Source organism: Embleya sp. NPDC025285, from assembly GCF_055558835.1.
The window spans coordinates 133022-153191 of the sequence record NZ_JBVHLU010000002.1 but is presented as its reverse complement, the minus strand read 5'-3'; the positions used below and the strand labels follow the sequence as shown (position 1 = coordinate 153191).

The following is a 20170-nucleotide window of genomic DNA, read 5'->3' as shown; positions in this document are numbered from 1 at the left end:
GATTCAGCAGTCTAGATTGGGGGGCCGACTGCTCGCGGGATGTCGAATACGAGGCGAAGCTCTTGTGCTCCGCCGGTCGGTCCGGGCGGCGACGGTCCGCCCGAAATCGACGGGTGGAGTCGGCGGAGACGGGCGAAGTCGGCCGAAGGGGTCAGCGCATCGGGTCCGTGCAGGAGGCGCAGGCGGTGACCAGGTTGCCGTTTTCGTCGTAGACGGTGATCGAGATCGGGGTGTCGGTCGCGTAGGTCCACAGGTAGGCGACGCCGGGGAGGCCGGTCGGTCGGATCAGGCGCATCTGTCGGGCGCCCGAGGGGTCGCGCAGTTCGCCGCGCACCGCCGGGGCGGGCATGCTTTGGCCGACCAGGATCGCGACCACCAGGCGCTGACCGGTGGGCGCGTACACGCCCGGGTCCAGGGTCGCCGTGTCCAGCCGGCCGGGCGTGGGCAGGAATCGGCACGTCGACGGCTCCTCCTCGGCCGCCCCGCCCAGACACCACGACGAACCCCGCTCCGGACCCGCGTCGCCGAACCACACCGAGCCGCCCAGTCCGACGTCCGTGCGAATTCGCAGTGGCGCGATGTTCTCGATCGGCCCCACGGGTGTGGGCGTCGGCGCCGGTGGCAGGCCGCCCCCGCCGCCGGTCCCCGGCGTGGCCAACCACAACCCGCCGGCCAGCGCGCCGGCCAGCGCGCACGAACCGAGCACGTGCCACAGCCGTCGCCGGTACGCCCGCCGGCGCGCCCGCCGCGCCAGGTTCGCGGGCAGCGGCCGATACGGGAACTCCGGCGGCTCGGGCACCTCCTCCGCGTCCGCCGACCCGGGCGGCGACACCGTCACGCTCATCGGACCGGCTCCGCTCGGACCGGTTCCATCCGAACCGTCTGCGTCCGAGCCGGTTCGACCCGAACCGGCTCGGCCCCGACCGGCTCCGTCCGAACCGTCCCCACGCCCGCTCCCTGCCCGGACCCGCCGCGCGAGAGCGTCCCGTCGGCCAGTACCTCGGCCATCCCGCGCCGCCACGCGCGGGCCACCGTCTCGATCGGCAGCCCCAGCGCCTCCGCCGCGTCGTACTCGTCCAGGCGCGCGTACAACCGCAGCACCACGGTGGCCCGCTCGACCCGGCCGAGCCGGTCCAAGGTGGTGAACGGCTCGCCCGCGTCGGGGTGTTCGCCGCGATACCCGCGTGGTCCCGGACGCCACGGGTCCAGGTAGCCGGCCAGCAGCGCCCGCCACGCGATGCGTACCGGATCCTGGTCGGGTAGCCGGCTCCAGTTCACACAGGTGTGCGCCAGCGCGCGCTCGACCCGGCGTTCGGCACGTTGCCGGTCGCCGGTGAGCAGGTCGGCGGCTCGGAGCAGTTGCGCGCCGACGCTGTGGACGAAGACGTCGAACTCGCGAGCGTCGCGCTTGTGCACGGTTCCTCCCGCAGATCCGCCGAGCGGATGTCCGGCCGGCCCGATGCCGTCGCCGCTCACTGTGAGGCTGCCCCGCACCCGTTCGGGTAGTCGCGAGTCGCGACATATCGGTTCTCGACATCACGACGCCGACCGCGTGCCCCACCCGACGCCGACCGCGGCCTCGCCCGCCGACGACCGCGATCCCACCCGCCGGCGACGGCGACCACACCTCCCGCTGCCGGCGCGGCAAGAACCGGGACGGCAATGCGGGGTGGAATCACCCGGTCGAGGCCCGGTGATCCCGGTCCGCGCAATATCCTTCGGAGCACCACATCCGATCGACGAACGAGCGGCGATGACACCGGACCAGGCTCATGACGACCCCACCGGCTCTGCCGACCCGCTCTACGACCGCCTGCAGCACGAGGTGGCGCTGTTCGCGCGTCGTGCCGAGCAGACCCGGCTCGGTGCCGTCGGCGAACTGCGCAACTCGATGGACCGCGCGGCCTATCTGCTGCTCGGCCGGCTCGAAGCCGGTGGGCCGATGGGCGTCAAGGCGCTCGCGCAGGCGATGACGATCGATTCGTCCACGGTGACCCGGCAGGTCACCCCGTTGGTCGAACAGGGCCTGGTGGATCGGGTGCCCAATCCCGACGACGGCCGCGCCGTACTGCTCGAACTCTCCGCCGAGGGCCGGGACCGGCTGCACCAGGTGCGGCACGCCCGGCGGCGCCTGATGGCGGAGATCTGCGAGGGCTGGAGCATGGACGACCGCGAGCGGTTCACCGAACTGCTGACCCTCTTCAACGCCTCGATGGAACGCCGCCAGAGCCGGAACCCGGGCGGCTCCTGACCCGGCTCCTGACCCTGCTCCTGACCCGGCTCCCGACCCGGGCCCGACCCGGGCCCGACCCGGGTCCCGAACTCCCGTGACCACCGGGACGGGAGGAGACCCGGCGCATCCGCACGTGCGGTTGGTGCGACACTCGGCGTATGAGCAGTCCTGCCCCGGCCACGGTGACCCTGCACGACATCCGGATCGCGCGAAAGATGCTGGAGAGCGTCGTTCGCGAGACCCCGATGAGGTCGTGTCGGGCGTTGACCGACCGCATCGGCGTGCCCGTGCACCTCAAGTGCGAGAACCTCCAGCGCACCGGATCGTTCAAGATCCGCGGCGCGTACGTGCGGATCGCGGGCCTGTCCGAGTCCGAGCGGGCGCGGGGCGTGGTGGCGGCGAGCGCCGGCAACCACGCGCAGGGCGTCGCACTCGCGGCCCGCACCCTGGGCGTCGCGTCCACGGTGTTCATGCCGGCCGGCGCGCCGCTGCCCAAGGTGGCCGCGACCCGCTCGTACGGCGCCGAGGTGATCCTGGGCGGCGAGAACGTCGAGCACGCGCTGGCCGCCGCGCGGGCCCACGCGGACCGGACCGGCGCGGTGTTCATCCACCCGTTCGACCACCAGGACGTGGTGGCCGGCCAGGGCACCGTCGGCCTGGAGATCCTGGAGCAGTGCCCCGAGGTCAAGACCATCCTGGTGGGCACCGGCGGCGGCGGCCTGCTGGCCGGAATCGCGGTCGCGGTCAAGGCACTTCGCCCCGACGTCAAGGTGATCGGCGTACAGGCGGCGTCCGCCGCCGCGTACCCGCCCTCGCTCGCGGCGGGCGCGCCGGTCTCGCTGCCCTCGTTCGGCACGATGGCCGACGGCATCGCGGTCGGCCGCCCCGGCGAGGTGCCCTTCGCACTGATCCGGGAGCACGCGGACGATATCCGTACGGTCGGTGAGGAATCCCTGTCGCAGGCCCTGCTGCTGTGCATGGAGCGGGCCAAGCTGGTGGTCGAGCCGGCCGGAGCCGCGTCGGTGGCGGCACTGCTGGAGGCCGGCGAGCCGATCGAGGGGCCGGTGGTGGCGGTGTTGTCCGGCGGCAACGTGGACCCGCTGCTGATGCTCCGGGTGCTGCGACACGGTCTGGCCTCGGCCGGCCGCTATCTGTCGTTGCGGGTGCGGATCCCGGACAGCCCCGGCGCGCTGGCCACCCTGTTGGTTCGCCTGGCCGAGACCGACGCCAACATCGCCGCGGTGTCGCACGTGCGCACCGACGCGACGCTGCGGGTCGGCGAGGCGGACGTGGACCTGCAATTGGAGACCAAGGGCCGCAGCCACTGCGCGGCGGTGGTGGAGGCGCTGTACAGCGCGGGATACACCGTCGGCAAGAGCTGAGTCCACGCAGCGTGAAAGCGCCGCCTCGCCGCCGCGAGGTCGCAACGGGCGGCGGGGTGGGGCGAGTCGGCGATGTCGGTGTCGTGTGCTTGGCTGTTGGGCCAAGCCATGTCCGTCCACGGAGGACGCGGCCGAGAGGTATCCGGAGTTCGCCGGCGCACGGCCGGGCGATTCCGGTGGGCTGTCATCCGGACACGAAGAGTTACGCTTCCGGAGAAAAGCGGTCGCATGCTCGGTGCGTTGGGCGCATGGTGGAGATCTGAATCGATCGGCCCCCCATGCCCCCATCCGCACGAGGAGTGATCCACCGACATGCAGGAAGCGATCGTCGCCGAAGGTCTGGTAAAGACCTTCGGCTCGGTCCGAGCGCTCGACGGCGTGGACGTGAGTGTGCCCACCGGCACCGTCCTGGGCCTGCTCGGACCGAACGGCGCAGGCAAGACGACATGCGTGCGAGTACTGACCACATTGCTCAAACCCGATTCCGGGCGAGCCGTGGTGGCCGGTCACGATGTGCTCAAGAATCCCAACGCGGTCCGCCGCTCGATCGGCCTGTCCGGCCAGTTCGCGGCCGTGGACGAATATCTGACCGGCCGCGAGAACCTTCGCATGGTCGGCGAGTTGTATCAGCTCAGCGGTCGCGACGCCAAGCATCGGGCCGACGAACTGCTGGCCCAGTTCGACCTGTCCGAGGCGAGCGATCGGCCCGCCAAGACCTATTCGGGCGGCATGCGCCGCCGGCTCGACTTGGCCGCGGCGCTCGTGGTCAGCCCGCCGGTGATGTTCATGGACGAGCCGACCACCGGGCTCGACCCGCGCAACCGCATGGCGCTGTGGCGGGTGATCGAGGAACTCGTCGCGGGCGGCACCACGTTGCTGCTGACCACGCAGTATCTGGAGGAGGCCGACCACCTCGCGAACGACATCGCCGTGGTCGACCACGGCAAGGTGATCGCGCGCGGCACCGCCGACCAGCTCAAGGCCAAGGTCGGCGGCGAACGGGTCGAGGTGGTCGTACACGACGCGGAGCGCATGGCCGACGCGAGCGAGATGCTGACCTCGTTCGGCAAGGGCGAGTTGGGCGTGGTCAAGCTCCAGCGGCGGATCACCGTCCCGGTCACCGGCGGCGCCAAGCTGCTGGCCGAGATCATCCGCGAGCTCGACGCGCGCGGGATCGAGATCGACGACATCGGGCTGCGCCGACCCACCCTGGACGACGTGTTCATCTCGCTCACCGGCCATGCCGCGGAGTCCGAGGCCGGCAACGGCACGGGCGAGAGCGACTCCGACGAGACGACCGAGGACGGCCCGAAGCGCGGCCTCGACAAGGCGGTGAAGCGGTAATGGCCGTACTGACCAAGACCTCCACAGCCGCGCCCGTGGTCCGCGGCGGCGTGGCCCAGTCGCTGCGCGACTCCCTGGTCATCGCCCGCAGGAACCTGATTCGCATGACCAGGATTCCGGAGATGATCCTCTTCGGGGTCATTCAGCCGGTGATGTTCGTGGTGCTGTTCACGTACGTCTTCGGCGGCTCGATGAAGATCGGTGACAGCACCGACTCGGACGTCTACAAGAACTTTCTGATGGCGGGCATCTTTGCGCAGACCGTCACCTTCGCCACCGCGGGATCGGCCGCCGGTATCGCGGACGACATGCAGAAGGGGCTCATCGACCGGTTCCGCTCGCTGCCCATGGCGCGAGGTGCCGTCCTGACCGGCCGCACGGTCGCAGATCTCGCCCAGACGGCCATCACGATGCTCGTCCTCGCGAGCGTTGCCCTGCTCGTGGGTTGGCGCACCGGCTCCGCCGAGCCGACCACCGCCGGGCGGATCATGGCCGGCTTCGGCCTGCTGCTCCTCCTGGGATACGCCTTCACCTGGATCGGAGCGCTGATCGGCCTGTCCGTGCGCACTCCGGAGGCGGCGACCTCGGGAGGAATCATCTGGCTGTTCCCGGTGACGTTCATCTCGAACGCCTTCGTGGACTCCAGCCAGATGACGCCCTGGGTGCGGCACATCGCCGAGTGGAACCCGTTCAGTGCGACGGTGCAGGCGGCCCGAGTGTTGTTCGGCAATCCGGGTGTCGTGCAGTCCGACGCGTGGCCCATGCAGCACCCCGTGTGGGCGTCGCTGATCTGGTCGGCCCTGATCATCGTGCTCTTCCGCGCGCTCGCGGTGCGCAAGTACCTCCGCGCGACCGGCTGACACCTCGCCGCGCAATCCACGAGCAGGTCCCGCACTCCGGTGCCCCGGAAAAGCAAGCGGCCCGGCTCCCGAATACCGGGAGCGCGGGCCGCTCGGGGTCGGTGCTCAGCCCTTGTAGGGCTTGGCCGCCAACACCTCGACGCTGGTGCTCTTGCCGTTGGGCAGCGCGAACGTGGCCTTGTGGCCGACCGTCCTGCCGTTGATCGCCTTGCCCAGCGGCGACTGCGGCGAGTAGACGTCCACGTCGCTCACCGCGTCCTCGCGCGAACCGAGCAGGAAGGTCGTGGGGTCGTCCTTGTCGCCGTTGAAGATCACGGTGACGACCATGCCGGGCTCGACGACGCCGTCGTCCGCGGGGGCCTCGCCCACCTTGGCGTTCTGGAGCAGGCCGATGAGCTGGCGGATCCGCAGCTCCTGCTTGCCCTGTTCCTCCTTGGCCGCGTGGTAGCCCGCGTTCTCCTTGAGGTCGCCTTCCTGGCGGGCCTCTTCGATCTTCACGGCGAGCTCGGAACGGCCGGGACCCGACAGGTGTTCCAGCTCGGCCTTGAGCCGGTCGTACGCCTCCTGGGTGAGCCAGGTGACGCTTTCGCTGGTCTGGGTCACGGGGTGCTCCTCGTAGGTCTGCGACAGGGGTTGCGTACACGGTGCGTACGAATGAGGTACACGCGGTCCGACCGGCCGTCCGGGCGGGCCCGGTCGGCGGAGGGGGTCACATATACCAGCGCCCCCTCACCGTCCGCGGTGTGAACACCTCGGGTCGTGAGGGGACGAAGCTTCGAGAGTAACAATCTCCCGACGTCTCGGGCAGTCACGCACACCCGGGTGACACGGGACACGATCGGCCGACGGCATCGGCACCGCCGCTCAGCCGACGGTGTGACAGTCCTCCAGCTCGGCGGTGTTGGGCCGGCCCATGGTCTGCAGCGTCTCGGTGCGCTCGATGTGCTTGTCGCCCTTGGCGAAACGCAGTTCGCGGCGACCCACCTCGGCGCCGCCCTCGTCGCGCGAACGCAGCACGCAGACGGCTTCCTTGTCGCTGTCCTTACGGATCTCCACCTGGACCTGCACCGAGGAATCCGAGGTGACCTTGAAGCTCGGAATAGACCCGCGTACGCCGGGGTTCGCCACATCGAGGCCGATCCACACCGTCCCGGCCACGAGCACGACCATGAAGACCGCGAACGCGATCCGCAATTTTCGATCGCTTCGGGTGGCGCCCTTGCCGTAACGGGTGACGGGCGTTGCGCTCACCGGGTCTCCTGCGGGACGGGCCCGGGTTTGTGCCCGAGCGAGATCTATCGGCCACTATATGTCCGGTGCAAGAGCGGCCCTCGACAGGTCCCGGCGGTACGACCCGGCGGCTGGGACACGGGGCACGGATGAGGAGCGACGTTCCGGTGAGTGACGATCGGCTGAGGCTGATGGCGGTGCACGCGCACCCCGACGACGAGTCGAGCAAGGGCGCGGCCACCATGGCGCGCTATGTCGCCGAGGGGGCCGAGGTCCTCGTCGCGACCTGTACCGGCGGCGAACGCGGCTCGGTGCTCAACCCCGCTCTCCAGGGCGACCCGGAGATCGAGGCCAACATCCACGAGGTGCGCCGCAAGGAGATGGACGCGGCGCGCGCGATCCTGGGCGTGGAGCAGGCGTGGCTGGGTTGGGAGGACTCGGGGCTGCCCGAGGGCGACCCGCTGCCGCCGCTCCCGGACGGCTGCTTCGCGGTGCTGGACGTGGACAAGGCGGCCGAGCCGCTGGTCCGGCTGATCCGCGAGTTCCGTCCGCACGTGATCACCACGTACGACGAGAACGGCGGCTACCCGCACCCCGACCACATCCAGACGCACAAGATCACCATGGTGGCCTTCGACGCGGCGGGCGACCCGGACGCGTATCCGGAGTCCGGCGAGCCGTGGCAGCCGCTGAAGCTGTACTACAACCAGGGCATCTCGCGCGCGCGGATCGAGGCGCTGCACGAGGGCATGCTCAGCCGCGGCCTGGAGTCGCCGTACGGCGAGTGGCTGGAGCGCTGGGGCGACCGCGACGAGCGCGACATCACCACGCGCATCCCGTGCGCCGACTGGTTCGAGACGCGCGACCGGGCGCTGATCGCGCACGCCACCCAGGTGGACCCGGACGGCTTCTGGTTCCGGGTGCCGCTCTCGGTGCAGCGCGAGGTGTGGCCGACGGAGGACTACGAGCTGGTCCGTTCGCTGGTGGACACGGATCTGCCGGAGGACGACCTGTTCGCGGGCGTACGGGTGGGCGTGCGGCGCTGACCACCCGCGGATGACCGTACGAGGGCCCGGAGCACGATTCTCCGGGCCCTCGGTGCATACGTCCCGCCGATCGGATGTCACTCTTGTTCACAAGGGGTTCCGATCCAGGAGGTAGTTCGTCATGACACCGCTCGCGCTCCAGCTCGCGGTCGAGGAGAGCAAGGTCACGCCCGGCCTGCTCGGGTTCGTGGTGGTCGCCGCGATCGCGGTCGCCACCTGGCTCCTGCTCAAGTCGATGAACAAGCAGCTCAAGCGGGTGGACTTCGACGAGGACGGCAAGTCGGGCGCCACCGCCGACCGGGCGGCCGAGCCCGAGCGGACCGCCGAGTCCAAGCGGGACAAGGGCGCGCCCGTCGCCTGACCGACCGAATCACCGGCAAACGTCGCCCCGCGGACCGCGAGCGGATCGCGGGCGTGCCGCGCGAGGGCGGAGCGGGCACGGGCGTGCGCCGGCCGGCGCGCTGCGGCTCGACGCCTGACGAAGCTCGGTCGCCGGTGGATTTCGGGCGGGCCGCCGTCGCCCGGACCGGCCGGCGGAGCGCCAGGTCCCTTCCGGTGGGAAGGACGGCCCTCTTCGCTACCCGGCGTTCGGGAAGAGGAGGGTGGGTTCGGTGAGGATGTCCCGTCCGGCCTCGCTCTTGTAGATCTCGTCCACGCTGCCGAACCTGGCCTCGGCGTAGTCGAGTTCCACCAGCGCCGCGCCCCGGCGGACGGATGCCTCGTCGGGGCCCTCGATCTCCACGAAGGTGGGGAGATCGGGCCAGGTGTCGAAGTCGAAGGCGATCTCGCCCAGACGCCACTCCTCGCGATAATTCTCCTGGTGGCGGACCTCCCGGTGGCCGAGCCGGCGAAGGATCTCCGCCATCGCGCGCAGGTCCGCGATCTCGGTCTCGATCTCCGTCGTGCCGTCGATCCTGGTGGAGTCGGTCACCTGCTTGAGGGTGAGCGTGGACCGGGTGCCCTCGTCCCGCAGACGCAGCCACGCACCGCCGTCGAGCGCTTCGCTCTCGAAGATCCAACGGGTGAGGAGAGTCCGGGGAAACGCCTGGACGGCACCCAGCCCGATCAGCTTGTCCCGGAGGCCGGCGACGTCGACGGCCAGGAACTTCGCCTCGTACTCGTGCTTCATCGATCCTTCTTTCCGTATCGGAGCAGGGTGGGTGTACCGGCCGCGACGGGAACCGGGCCCGTGCGGTGCGCCCCCCGCAGGCCCCCGGCACACGCCGACGCGGGGGCCGCGCGATGCGGACGCCGGACTCGACTCGCTCGGCGCGGGCCGGTTGGTGGGTCGGTGGGGTTCGGCGCGCGAGGATGGTGCCATGCCGAATCGTCTCGCTGGGTCCACATCGCCGTACCTCCTCCAACACGTCGACAACCCCGTCGACTGGTGGCCGTGGGGTGAGGAGGCGTTCGCGGAGGCCCGCCGCCGTGATGTCCCGATCCTGCTCAGCGTCGGGTACAGCGCGTGCCACTGGTGCCACGTGATGGCCCACGAGTCCTTCGAGGATGAGGCCACCGCCGCGATCGTCAACGCGAACTTCGTCGCCATCAAGGTGGACCGCGAGGAACGCCCGGACGTGGACGCGGTCTACATGGAGGCCACCGTCGCGATGAACCACGGCCAGGGCGGCTGGCCGATGACCGTCTTCGCGACGCCCGACGGCGAGCCGTTCTACTGCGGCACGTACTACCCGAGCGAGGCGCGCCGGGGCATGCCCTCGTTCCGGCAGGTGATGTACGAGATCAACAAGGCCTGGGTCGACCGCAACGACGAGGTGCGCCGCACCGGCCTGCAAATCGCCACCTCCCTGGCCGCCCCGCGCGACCTGCACACGGAAGGCGACGCGCCCACCGCCGAGGACCTGGACACCGCGCTGACCCTGCTCGCGCGCGAGTACGACCGCGTGCACGGAGGGTTCGGCGACGCGCCCAAGTTCCCGCCGTCGATGGTGCTGGAGTTCCTGCTGCGCCACCACGCCCGGACCGAGTCCGAGGCGGCCCTGGAGATCGCCCAGGAGACCTGCGAGGCGATGGCCCGGGGCGGGATCTACGACCAACTCGGCGGCGGCTTCGCGCGCTACTCGGTGGACGCGGCGTGGGTGGTGCCGCACTTCGAGAAGATGCTCTACGACAACGCCCAGTTGATCCGGGTGTACACCCACCTGTGGCGGGCCACCGGAAGCGAGTTCGCCCGCCGGATCGCGCTGGAGACGGCCGACTTCCTGGTCCGCGAACTGCGGACCCCCGAGGGCGCGTTCGCCTCGGCGCTGGACGCGGACAGCCCGGACGCCGAGGGCAGGTCGGTCGAGGGCGCGTTCTACGCCTGGACCCCGGCACAACTGGTCGAGGTGCTGGGCGAGGCGGACGGCACGTGGGCGGCCCGCGTGTTCGCGGTCACCGAGGAAGGCACCTTCGAGCACGGCATGTCCGTCCTGCAACTGCTCGACGACCCCGAGGACGTCGAGCGACTGACCGACGTGCGGGCCAGGTTGCTGGCCGCGCGCGAGGAGCGGGCCCGGCCGGGCCGCGACGACAAGGTGGTGGCCGCGTGGAACGGGCTGGCCATCGCGGCGCTGGCCGAGGCCGGCACCCTGTTCTCCCGCCCCGACCTGCTCGATGCCGCGCTCGCGGCGGCCGACCTGCTGCTCGCGGTGCACCTGGGCGGCGACGAGGACGACGAGCTCGGCGACCGGCTCGTGCGCACGTCGCGCGACGGCCGACCGGGACCGAACGCGGGCATCCTGGAGGACTACGCGGACGTCGCCGAGGGCTTCCTCGCGCTGTACGCGGTGACCTCGGACGACGCGTGGCTGACCTTCGCCGGCGTGCTCGTGGACGTGGTGCTGGGGCACTTCGTAGACGAGGACGGCGCGTTCTACGACACCGCCGACGACGCCGAGAAACTCTTCCGCCGACCGCAGGACCCCACCGACGGGGTCACCCCGTCCGGCTGGACCGGTGCGGCCGGTGCCCTGCTCGGCTACGCGGCGCACCTGGGCTCGGAGGACCACCGCGAGGCCGCCGGCCGCGCGCTCGGCCTGGTACGGATGCTGGCCGCCCGGGCGCCGCGACAGATCGGCTGGGGCCTGGCGGTCGCCGAGGCGTGGTTGGACGGGCCGCGCGAGATCGCCGTGGTCGGCCCCCGCGACGACGACGCGACCTGGGCGCTCTACCTGACCGCGCTGATGTCCACCGCCCCGGGCGCGGTGGTCGCGATGGGCGACCCGGCCGAGGAGTCGCCGGTACCGCTGCTGCGCGACCGGCCGCTGGTCGGCGGCCTGCCGGCGGCGTACGTGTGTCGGCACTTCACCTGCGACGCCCCGGTGACCGACCCGGAGCAACTGGCCGAACAGGTGCTGGCCAAGGCGGTGGCCCGAGCCTGAGCCACCCCGCACGCGGGGCGGCTCGGCCCCTACGGGGCCGGTTGCGCGTCCGCTGCGCGGCCGGGGTCCGCCGGTCGCTCCGCGCTGGGTTGCTCGGCCCCTACGGGGCCGCTTGGTGGTGTGGTGTGGGGGTGGCGGGCGCGTAGCGGACGTGCATCCCGGGCGCGTAGCGGACGGCTCGACCGTGACCGCGTAGCGGGCATGCGACCGGTCGGGCAGACCGGTGCTCGGCTCCTACGGGGCCGGTTGCGCGTCCCCTACGGGTTCGGGGTCGGGCCGGTCTCTCCGAGCCGGGCTGCTCGGCCCCTACGGGGCGGGTCGCACGTCCGCTGCGCGGCCGGGGCCGGAGCCGGGCTGGGCGCTGGGTGGGCGGGTTGGTGGTGTGGTGTGGGGGTGGCGGGCGCGTAGCGGACGTGCATCCCGGGCGCGTAGCGGACGGCTCGACCGTGACCGCGTAGCGGGCATGCGACCGGTCGGGCAGACCGGTGCTCGGCTCCTACGGGGCCGGTTGCGCGTCCCCTACGGGTTCGGGGTCGGGCCGGTCTCTCCGAGCCGGGCTGCTCGGCCCCTACGGGGCGGGTCGCACGTCCGCTGCGCGGCCGGGGCCGGAGCCGGGCTGGGCGCTGGGTGGGCGGGTTGGTGGTGTGGTGTGGGGGTGGCGGGCGCGTAGCGGACGTGCATCCCGGGCGCGTAGCGGACGGCCCGACCGTGACCGCGTAGCGGGCATGCAATCGGCGCGCCGACGGGGCGCCGCCGCGCCTCTCACGGGCTGTCCCCCAACCCCCGCTCCAACAGGCCCAGGGACTCGTCGGCCAGCGCGACCAGGTCCCCCGTGCAGCCGTCGCGGGTCCACCCCACGATCGCCTCCGCCAGTGCCGCGCCGATCGCGGCGGCGGCGACCCGTAGTTCGAGATCGTCGGCCGAACGTCCGGTCCCGGCGGCGAACGCCTCGGTGATCATCGCCCAGGTCTGCATCTGGTGCTCGTAGTTGCGCCGGCGCAGCGCCGGGACCTCCAGGATCAGGGTCATCCGGGTGACCAGTTCCTCGCGGTCCTCCTCCAGGATCTCGCGCAGCGTGTCCAGGATGACGGTGCGCATCACCCGGAGCAGGCTCATGCCCTCGGGCGCGGTCCGCAGGATCTCCACCATCAGGGGGTCGTACTCGTCGGTGAGCACGATGTCCTCCTTGCTGGGGAAGTAGCGGAAGAAGGTGCTGGGCGAGATCTCCGCCGCCTCGGCGATCTGGTCGACGGTGGTCGCGTCGTAGCCGTGTTCGCGGAAGAGCCGGTAGGCCTCCCGGCGGATCGCCTGGCGGGTCTTGATTTTCTTGCGCTCGCGCAGTCCTACGGGCGAGGCGGCCAGGTCACGGATGGAGGACTCCTTCGCGGTCATGCCTCGATTCTCCCGGTCCGGCCGGGCTCGCCGCCGGCGCCGGTGCGTCGGCGATGCGCCGGGGCAGGAAGGTTGCCACCGCGACGCCGAGCACCAGTGCGCTGACGCCACAGATCAGCAGGCTCTGGTTCATGCCGTGCACGAACGCCTCGCGGGCCGAGTCCAGCAGTGCCGGGTCCGCGCCGTGGGCCGACACCTTGGCCGCGCCGCCGATCGAGTCGCGCGCGGCGTCCGCGACCGGGCCCGGGCGTCCGGTGGTGTCGATCCGGTCGAAGTAGGCGGACGCGAGCACGCTGCCCAGGATCGCCACCCCGAGCGCACCCGCCATCTGACGCAGGGTCTGCACCAGGGCCGATCCCATCCCGGTACGCTCCGGCGCCAGAGTGGCCATGCACGCGTCCATCGCGGGCACCAGCGACAGGCCCAGGCCCAGGCCGGTCACGGTGAGCCAGCAGGCGATCGACCCGTACCCGTCGTGCACCGAGCCGGTCGCGCCCAGCAGCAGCCCGCAGCCGAGCACGAACAGGCCGCTGGGGATGACCACCTTGTAGCCGAACCGCGCCGCGAGCTTGGAACTCGCCAGCGAGGCCACGAACAGTCCGGCCAGCAGCGGCAGCAGCCGCAGGCCGGTGCCGAACGCGTTGTGACCGTCCACGGCCTGGAACCGCTGCGGGACCAGGAACAACACGCCGGCTATCGCGAAGGACGGCACCAGGGCGGCGATCGTGGCCCACAGGAAGTTGCGGTCGCGGAACAGGCCCAGGTCGATCATCGGCCGCGGGGCCCTGGTCTCGCGCACCACCAGGCTCGCGATGATCAGCACCGCCGCGCCGAACAGCGCGAGCACACGCGCGTCGCCCCAGCCCCACTCGGGCGCCTCGATCAGCGCGAAGATCAGCGTGGTCAGCCCCGTGACCACCAGCACGGTGACCGCGATGTCCACCTTGGGGGCGTCGGCCGAGCGCGACACCGGGAGCAGGAACCCGCACACGAACAGCGCCAGTCCGACCATCGGGATGTTGATCAGGAACACCGAGCCCCACCAGAAGTGCTCGAGCAGCAGCCCGCCCAGGATCGGGCCGAGCGGGATGCCCAGCGCGGTGCTCGCGGCCCAGACCGAGATCGCCTTGCCGCGCTCGGCGGCCGGGAAGAGCGAGGGCAGGATGGACAACGACAGCGGCATGATGAACGCTCCGCCGATACCCATCAGCGCACGCGCCGCGATCACCCCCTCGACCGAGCCGACCAGCGTGCCGACCACCGAGCCGACGCCGAATATCGCGAGCCCCACGAGCAGGAAGCGGCGCCGGCCGTAGCGGTCGCCGATCAGTCCGGCCGGAAGCATCAGCGCCGCGAACACCACGATGTACGAGTCGGCGATCCACTGCAGGTCGCCCGTGCTCGCGCCCAGTTGTTCGCTCATCGTCGGCATCGCCACGTTGATGATCGTGGTGTCCAGGCCGACCACCAGGAGTCCGACCACCAGCGCGCCCAGCGCCCACCACCGCCGAGGGTCGGGCGGCCCGTCGGCTTCGTTCGCCCGATTCGGCTCATGCTTCGTCGCATTCATGACAGTCTCCATCTATTGAGTGCATCTGCCTTATGACAGTAGCTCTCAAAATCTAGTGACAGTCAACTTCCTCGGCAAAGAGCAGCCCAAGCTCGGGGGAAAACCCGGAAAAGCCCGAAGGCCCACGACTCCGTTCGGAGTCGTGGGCCTTCGGGCCGATGAGTGGGGAACGATCAGTCGAGTGCCACCAGGGCCACGGCGACGAAGTGGCTCGCGAAGGCGAGCAGCGTGAAGGCGTGGAAGACCTCGTGGAAGCCGAACCATTGCGGCGAGGGGTTGGGTCGCTTGATCCCGTAGACCACCGCGCCCAGGCTGTAGAGCACGCCGCCGACGATCACCAGGACCACCACCGCGACGCCGCCCTCGCGCATGAACTCGGGCAGGTAGAACACCGCCGCCCAGCCCAGCGCGACATAGATGGGGGTGTAGAGCCAGCGTGGCGCGCCGATCCAGAAGACCCGGAAACCGATCCCGGCGAGCGCCCCGATCCACACCACCCAGAGCAGGATTTGATCGCTTTTGCCCAGCAATAGAATGGTCAAAGGGGTGTAGGTGCCCGCGATGATCAGGAAGATGTTGGCGTGATCGAGTCGGCGCAGCACCGCCTCGCCGCGCGGTCCCCAGTTGCCTCGGTGGTAGACCCCGGACGTGCCGAAGAGCATCGCCGCGGTCAGCGCGAACACACCACACGCTATGCGGGACTTGGTATCCCCGGCCAAGGCGACCAGGACGATGCCGGAGGCCACGGCGAGGGGAAAGGTCCCCGCGTGGATCCATCCGCGCAGCTTGGGTTTGATGGGCGTCAAGGGCGCCGTCAAGGCGTGCGCGTCCACACTCATGTCGCCGAGTGTACTTACGCCCACGTAGGTTACTGGTAAGTACGAAGTGAGACGCATCACGGGAGATCTTGTCCCGGAGGGGCGCGAAACCGCACGTCTTTGGGGTTTTCGGTCCGGTACGGGGCACAACTTCCAGGTGGGGACCTGTCCCGGGCGGTTCCGCGTTCGGATGACCGGATAAAATCCCCGCAACCCTCAACCCCGACGCCGGGGACTCGCCGTCCCAGGCGCGAAATGGAGCGATCGTGGCCAACGAGGTCCCGACGAAACACAGGCAGCTGCTCGACTGGGTGAGCGAGATCGCCCGGCTGACTCAGCCCGACCGAATCGAATGGTGTGACGGTTCGGAAGAGGAGTACCAGCGCCTCGCCGACCTCCTCGTCGAGAAGGGCACCTTCCGCAAGCTCGACGAGAACAAGCGCCCCAACAGCTACTACGCGACCTCCGACCCTCGGGATGTCGCACGCGTCGAGGACCGGACCTACATCTGCTCCGAGAAGGAGGAGGACGCGGGTCCGACCAACAACTGGATAGCCCCGGCCGAGATGCGTACCAAGCTCGGCGGCCTGTTCGCCGGCTCGATGCGTGGCCGCACGATGTACGTGGTGCCCTTCTGCATGGGTCCGGTCGGCTCGCCGCTGTCCGCCTACGGCGTGGAGATCACCGACTCCGCCTACGTCGCGGTCTCGATGCGCACGATGACCCGGATGGGTCAGGCGGTGCTGGACTTCCTGGGCACCGACGGAGAGTTCGTCAAGGCCGTGCACACCGTCGGGGCCCCGCTCGCCGAGGGCGAGGCGGACGTGCCGTGGCCGTGCAACAGCGAGAAGTACATCACGCACTTCCCCGAGGACCGGGAGATCTGGTCCTACGGCTCGGGCTACGGCGGCAACGCCCTGCTCGGCAAGAAGTGCTACGCGCTCCGGATCGCGTCCGTCATGGCGCGCGACGAGGGCTGGATGGCCGAGCACATGCTGATCCTGAAGCTCACGCCTCCCTCGGGCGCCGAGCCGAAGTTCATCGCCGCCGCCTTCCCCTCCGCGTGTGGCAAGACCAACCTGGCGATGCTCCAGCCGACCATTCCGGGCTGGAAGGTGGAGACCGTCGGCGACGACATCGCGTGGATGCGGTTCGGCGAGGACGGCCGGCTGTACGCGATCAACCCCGAGGCGGGCTTCTTCGGAGTCGCGCCGGGCACCGGCGAGCACACCAACGCCAACGCGATGAAGACCATGTGGGGCAACTCGGTCTTCACCAACGTCGCGCTCACCGACGACAACGACGTCTGGTGGGAGGGGATGACCGAGGACAAGCCCGCGCACCTGATCGACTGGAAGGGCAACGACTGGACTCCCGAGTCGGAGACCCCCGCCGCCCACCCCAACGCGCGGTTCACCGTCCCCGCGTCGCAGTGCCCCACCATCGCGCCCGAGTGGGAGGACCCCAAGGGTGTGCCGATCTCGGCCATCCTCTTCGGCGGTCGTCGGGCCAGCGCGGTTCCGCTGGTGACCGAGTCCTTCGACTGGCAGCACGGTGTCTTCCTCGGCGCGAACGTGGCGTCGGAGAAGACCGCCGCGGCCGAGGGCACGGTCGGCGAGCTGCGCCGCGACCCGTTCGCCATGCTGCCGTTCTGCGGCTACAACATGGGCGACTACATGGCGCACTGGCTGGACATCGGCCAGGCCACCTCGGCGGACAAGCTGCCGAAGATCTACTACGTGAACTGGTTCCGCAAGGACGCCGACGGCAAGTTCGTCTGGCCCGGCTTCGGTGAGAACAGCCGCGTGCTCAAGTGGATCGTCGAGCGCCTGGAAGGGCTCGCCGACGGTGTGGACTCCCCGATCGGCGTACTGCCGACGCGCGAGTCGCTGGACCTGAAGGGTCTGGACCTCACCGACGCCGAGCTGGACCTGCTGCTGAGCGTGGACCGGGAGATCTGGAAGCAGGAGGCCGCGCTGGTCCCCGAGCACCTGGAGAAGTTCGGCTCGCACACCCCGCAGGGACTGTGGGACGAGTACAACAAGCTGGTCGCGCGACTCGACGACCGAGGCTGACTCGACGTCGAAATACCGGTACGCTCCGGGCCCGGCGGGATCTCTCCCGCCGGGCCCTCGGCGTTCGGAAAGCCACCCTCGGATGAGCGCGCGACACGCCGTCCGCGAGCCGACCTTCACCGCATCTTCACGCCCGCCCTCCGCCGCGTGATGTCGAGCGGGTGTCGGACGGGAGTAGGGTTTTCGGCGCGGGTGATCACGGACGGAGGAGCAGGTGGACATGGGCCTGCGGGACCTCGCATACGGCGCATACGGCAAGCGCATCGAGGCGTCGCTCGACCGTACGGTGATACCGCGTCACGTCGGCGTCATCCTGGACGGCAACCGCCGCTGGGCGAAGGCGTACGGCGAACAGGTGGCCGAGGGACACCGCAAGGGTGCCGACAAGATCCACGAGCTGCTCACCTGGTGTGAAGAGGTCGGCGTCGAGGTGGTCACGCTGTGGCTGCTGTCCACCGACAACCTCAATCGGCCGCCGGAGGAACTGGCCGATCTGATGGTGATCATCGAGAACGCGGTCACCGATCTGGCCGCCGCGCGGCGCTGGCGGGTGCACCCGGTCGGCGCACTGGACCTGTTGCCCGAACACACGCGCGAGGTGCTCAAGCGCTCCGAGACCGAGACCGCGGACCTGACCGGCGTGTTCGTCAACGTCGCGGTCGGGTACGGCGGTCGGCACGAGATCGCGGACGCCGTGCGCTCGCTGCTCGTGGAGCACGCCGGCAAGGGCACCTCGATCGAGGAACTGGCCGAGGTGCTGGATGTCGAGCACATCGCCGAGCACCTCTACACCCGCGGCCAGCCCGATCCCGACCTGGTCATCCGAACCTCGGGTGAACAGCGGCTGTCCGGTTTCCTGTTGTGGCAGAGCGCGCATTCGGAGTTCTACTTCTGCGAGGCCTTCTGGCCGGACTTCCGCAAGGTCGACTTCCTCCGGGCGCTGCGCGACTACTCCGCCCGGCATCGCCGCTACGGCGCCTGACGCCTCGTCATCGTGCCTGCGCAGAGCCGGGATTCCATCGGCATGTGATCATCCGGTTTGTGTTGGAGTCCCCTCGGACGGGAATAACCCCGTCGGGCCGGCACACATCATGTGGGCCGGTGCGCTATGTGGGTGACACCCCGTCACCTGCCCGGGAGGCCCTTCCGTGCACTACAGGCTCCACAGTTCACGGCGACAGGAGGGCCGGGCACCCGGCCTTCGGGCCGGGGCCCGGACTCCGAGCGATCAGGGCGCACGGTGCGCGTGCCCTGAGAGGGGGCGAGGCACTCCGTGGCCACGATCCAACGCCGTGCTCCGCAGCACCGGACGTATGTCCTCGACACCAGCGTGCTCCTTGCCGATCCGTCGGCGCTCTTGAAGTTCGACGAGCACGAGGTGGTTCTTCCCGTCGTCGTGATCACCGAGTTGGAGGCCAAGCGGCACCACCCGGAGCTGGGTTACTTCGCCCGTCACGCGCTGCGGATGCTGGACGAACTGCGCACGCAGTACGGCCGCCTGGACGCCCCCGTACCGATCGGGGAATCCGGCGGCACGCTGCGGGTGGAGCTCAATCACATCGACGCGACCGTGCTCCCACCCGGATTCCGGCTGGGCGACAACGACTCGCGCATCCTGGCGGTGGCCAGGCACCTCATGGCCGAGGGACACGATGTGACGCTGGTGTCCAAGGACGTGCCGATGCGGGTCAAGGCATCCGCGGTGGGACTGAGCGCGGAGGAGTACCGCGCCGAACTGGTGAACACGTCGGGCTGGACGGGGATGGCCGAACTCCAGGTGGAGGCGGCCGACATCGACGCCCTGTTCGAGCACGATCGCACCCACATCGAGCAGGCCGCCGACCTGCCCTGCCACACCGGACTGGTCCTGGTGTCCGAACGCGGCAAGGCGCTGGGCCGGGTCACCGCCGACAAGCAGGTCCGCCTGGTGCGCGGCGACCGGGACGTGTTCGGCCTGCACGGACGCAGCGCCGAGCAGCGGATAGCTCTCGACCTGCTGCTCGACCCGGACATCGGCATCGTGTCGATGGGCGGCCGGGCGGGCACCGGCAAGTCGGCGCTGGCGATGTGCGCGGGCCTGGAGGCGGTGCTGGAGCGTAATCAGCACCGCAAGGTGATGGTCTTCCGTCCCCTGTACGCGGTCGGCGGCCAGGAGCTCGGCTACCTGCCCGGCACCGAGAACGAGAAGATGAGCCCCTGGGCCCAGGCGGTCTTCGACACGTTGTCGGCGGTCACCACGTCCGACGTGATCGAGGAGGTGGTCGCGCGCGGGATGTTGGAGGTGCTGCCGCTCACCCACATCCGCGGCCGGTCGCTGCACGACGCGTTCGTGATCGTGGACGAGGCGCAGTCCCTGGAGCGCAACGTGCTGCTGACCGTGCTTTCGCGGATCGGCAGCAATTCGCGGGTGGTGCTCACCCACGATGTCGCGCAGCGGGACAACCTGCGGGTCGGTCGGCACGACGGGGTGGTCGCGGTGGTGGAAAAGCTCAAGGGGCATCCGCTGTTCGCGCACGTGACGCTGACCCGGTCCGAGCGCTCGCCCATCGCGGCCCTGGTGACCGAGATGTTGGAGGACCTGCCGGGCTGACGGATGCCCTGGTGGGAACGGTTCGACCGGCCCCGCCGTCGACGTCTCGACTGCTTCGAGACGTCGACGGCGGGGTCTCGCCGTGTCCGCATATTCCGGGTGGAAACGGTCTCGGGTGAAAAGGGAAAAGGCTTGGCCGTTCCGGGAGTTGTGATGTTCGCCACGCCCCGGGAAATTGCTTCCGAATGTTTGGCTGAGGCAGGCTGCTGGACTTGTAAGACCCCCGCGTACGGCTGTGCCCGACAAC

The 20170-nt window shown here is 70.3% G+C and carries 18 protein-coding genes; 10 read left to right on the top strand and 8 right to left on the bottom strand.

The genetic code is table 11. The features are described from left to right. Positions 1 to 151: 151 nt before the first annotated feature. Positions 152 to 844 carry a hypothetical protein gene (locus tag ACZ4FV_RS02230; protein WP_465321618.1) on the bottom strand — a complete coding sequence of 231 codons (693 nt, stop codon included), beginning with the start codon at positions 842 to 844 and terminating at the stop codon, positions 152 to 154. Then, positions 841 to 1416 (bottom strand): SigE family RNA polymerase sigma factor, encoded by a 576-nt coding sequence (locus ACZ4FV_RS02225; RefSeq protein WP_395873302.1) that lies wholly within the window; start codon positions 1414 to 1416, stop codon positions 841 to 843. The genes ACZ4FV_RS02230 and ACZ4FV_RS02225 overlap by 4 nt, the downstream gene beginning before the upstream one ends. A 337-nt stretch (positions 1417 to 1753) precedes the next feature. Here ACZ4FV_RS02225 and ACZ4FV_RS02220 point away from each other — a divergent pair, with 337 nt between their 5' ends. The 4 genes from ACZ4FV_RS02220 (at position 1754) to ACZ4FV_RS02205 (ending at position 5819) form a co-directional block, all read left to right on the top strand. Beyond that, positions 1754 to 2251 carry a MarR family winged helix-turn-helix transcriptional regulator gene (locus tag ACZ4FV_RS02220; RefSeq protein WP_395873301.1) on the top strand — a complete coding sequence of 166 codons (498 nt, stop codon included), beginning with the start codon at positions 1754 to 1756 and terminating at the stop codon, positions 2249 to 2251. 140 nt (positions 2252 to 2391) lie between these two features. Further along, on the top strand, positions 2392 to 3615 hold the full coding sequence (ilvA, locus tag ACZ4FV_RS02215) for a threonine ammonia-lyase (RefSeq protein ID WP_395873300.1): 1224 nt from the start codon (positions 2392 to 2394) through the stop codon (positions 3613 to 3615). A 312-nt stretch (positions 3616 to 3927) separates the two neighbouring features. Then, a complete protein-coding gene (locus ACZ4FV_RS02210; protein ID WP_395873299.1) occupies positions 3928 to 4959 on the top strand; it encodes an ATP-binding cassette domain-containing protein in 1032 nt (343 codons plus the stop codon). Continuing rightward, complete coding sequence (locus ACZ4FV_RS02205) at positions 4959 to 5819, top strand: ABC transporter permease (RefSeq protein WP_395873298.1); 861 nt, start codon at positions 4959 to 4961, stop codon at positions 5817 to 5819. Before ACZ4FV_RS02210 ends, ACZ4FV_RS02205 begins: the two co-directional genes overlap by 1 nt. Positions 5820 to 5924: 105 nt before the next feature. Here the strand turns inward: ACZ4FV_RS02205 and greA are convergent, their stop codons facing one another. Further along, complete coding sequence (greA, locus tag ACZ4FV_RS02200) at positions 5925 to 6422, bottom strand: transcription elongation factor GreA (RefSeq protein ID WP_395873297.1); 498 nt, start codon at positions 6420 to 6422, stop codon at positions 5925 to 5927. A 261-nt stretch (positions 6423 to 6683) separates the two neighbouring features. Further along, entirely contained in the window at positions 6684 to 7070 is a 387-nt protein-coding gene (locus tag ACZ4FV_RS02195) for a DUF4307 domain-containing protein (protein ID WP_395873296.1), read from the bottom strand. A gap of 170 nt (positions 7071 to 7240) precedes the next feature. On the opposite strand from ACZ4FV_RS02195, the gene mca reads away from it, so the two are divergent. Together mca and ACZ4FV_RS02185 are read left to right on the top strand one after the other, a co-directional pair. Continuing rightward, positions 7241 to 8095 (top strand): mycothiol conjugate amidase Mca, encoded by an 855-nt coding sequence (gene mca / locus ACZ4FV_RS02190; protein WP_395873382.1) that lies wholly within the window; start codon positions 7241 to 7243, stop codon positions 8093 to 8095. A gap of 121 nt (positions 8096 to 8216) precedes the next feature. Beyond that, on the top strand, positions 8217 to 8456 hold the full coding sequence (locus ACZ4FV_RS02185) for a hypothetical protein (protein WP_465321617.1): 240 nt from the start codon (positions 8217 to 8219) through the stop codon (positions 8454 to 8456). 216 nt (positions 8457 to 8672) lie between these two features. Here ACZ4FV_RS02185 and ACZ4FV_RS02180 read toward each other — a convergent pair whose 3' ends face one another. Further along, positions 8673 to 9224, bottom strand: coding sequence for a class IV adenylate cyclase (locus ACZ4FV_RS02180; protein WP_465321615.1), 552 nt, complete (start codon positions 9222 to 9224; stop codon positions 8673 to 8675). A 190-nt stretch (positions 9225 to 9414) separates the two neighbouring features. Between ACZ4FV_RS02180 and ACZ4FV_RS02175 the strand changes: the two genes are divergently transcribed. Next, positions 9415 to 11478 (top strand): thioredoxin domain-containing protein, encoded by a 2064-nt coding sequence (locus tag ACZ4FV_RS02175; protein WP_465321614.1) that lies wholly within the window; start codon positions 9415 to 9417, stop codon positions 11476 to 11478. 762 nt (positions 11479 to 12240) lie between these two features. On the opposite strand, the gene ACZ4FV_RS02170 is transcribed toward ACZ4FV_RS02175, so the two are convergent. From ACZ4FV_RS02170 to trhA, 3 genes are all read right to left on the bottom strand, one after another. Continuing rightward, entirely contained in the window at positions 12241 to 12870 is a 630-nt protein-coding gene (locus tag ACZ4FV_RS02170) for a TetR family transcriptional regulator (RefSeq protein ID WP_465321612.1), read from the bottom strand. Next, positions 12842 to 14440, bottom strand: a complete 1599-nt coding sequence (locus tag ACZ4FV_RS02165; RefSeq protein WP_465321611.1) for an MFS transporter — start codon at positions 14438 to 14440, stop codon at positions 12842 to 12844. The genes ACZ4FV_RS02170 and ACZ4FV_RS02165 overlap by 29 nt, the downstream gene beginning before the upstream one ends. A gap of 173 nt (positions 14441 to 14613) precedes the next feature. Then, positions 14614 to 15279 (bottom strand): PAQR family membrane homeostasis protein TrhA, encoded by a 666-nt coding sequence (trhA, locus tag ACZ4FV_RS02160; RefSeq protein WP_395870344.1) that lies wholly within the window; start codon positions 15277 to 15279, stop codon positions 14614 to 14616. 245 nt (positions 15280 to 15524) lie between these two features. On the opposite strand from trhA, the gene ACZ4FV_RS02155 reads away from it, so the two are divergent. The 3 genes from ACZ4FV_RS02155 (at position 15525) to ACZ4FV_RS02145 (ending at position 19923) form a co-directional block, all read left to right on the top strand. Beyond that, a complete protein-coding gene (locus tag ACZ4FV_RS02155; protein WP_395870346.1) occupies positions 15525 to 17333 on the top strand; it encodes a phosphoenolpyruvate carboxykinase (GTP) in 1809 nt (602 codons plus the stop codon). 220 nt (positions 17334 to 17553) lie between these two features. Next, complete coding sequence (locus ACZ4FV_RS02150; RefSeq protein ID WP_360311901.1) at positions 17554 to 18315, top strand: isoprenyl transferase; 762 nt, start codon at positions 17554 to 17556, stop codon at positions 18313 to 18315. A gap of 291 nt (positions 18316 to 18606) precedes the next feature. Beyond that, positions 18607 to 19923, top strand: a complete 1317-nt coding sequence (locus ACZ4FV_RS02145) for a PhoH family protein (RefSeq protein WP_465321610.1) — start codon at positions 18607 to 18609, stop codon at positions 19921 to 19923. Positions 19924 to 20170: the final 247 nt, after the last annotated feature.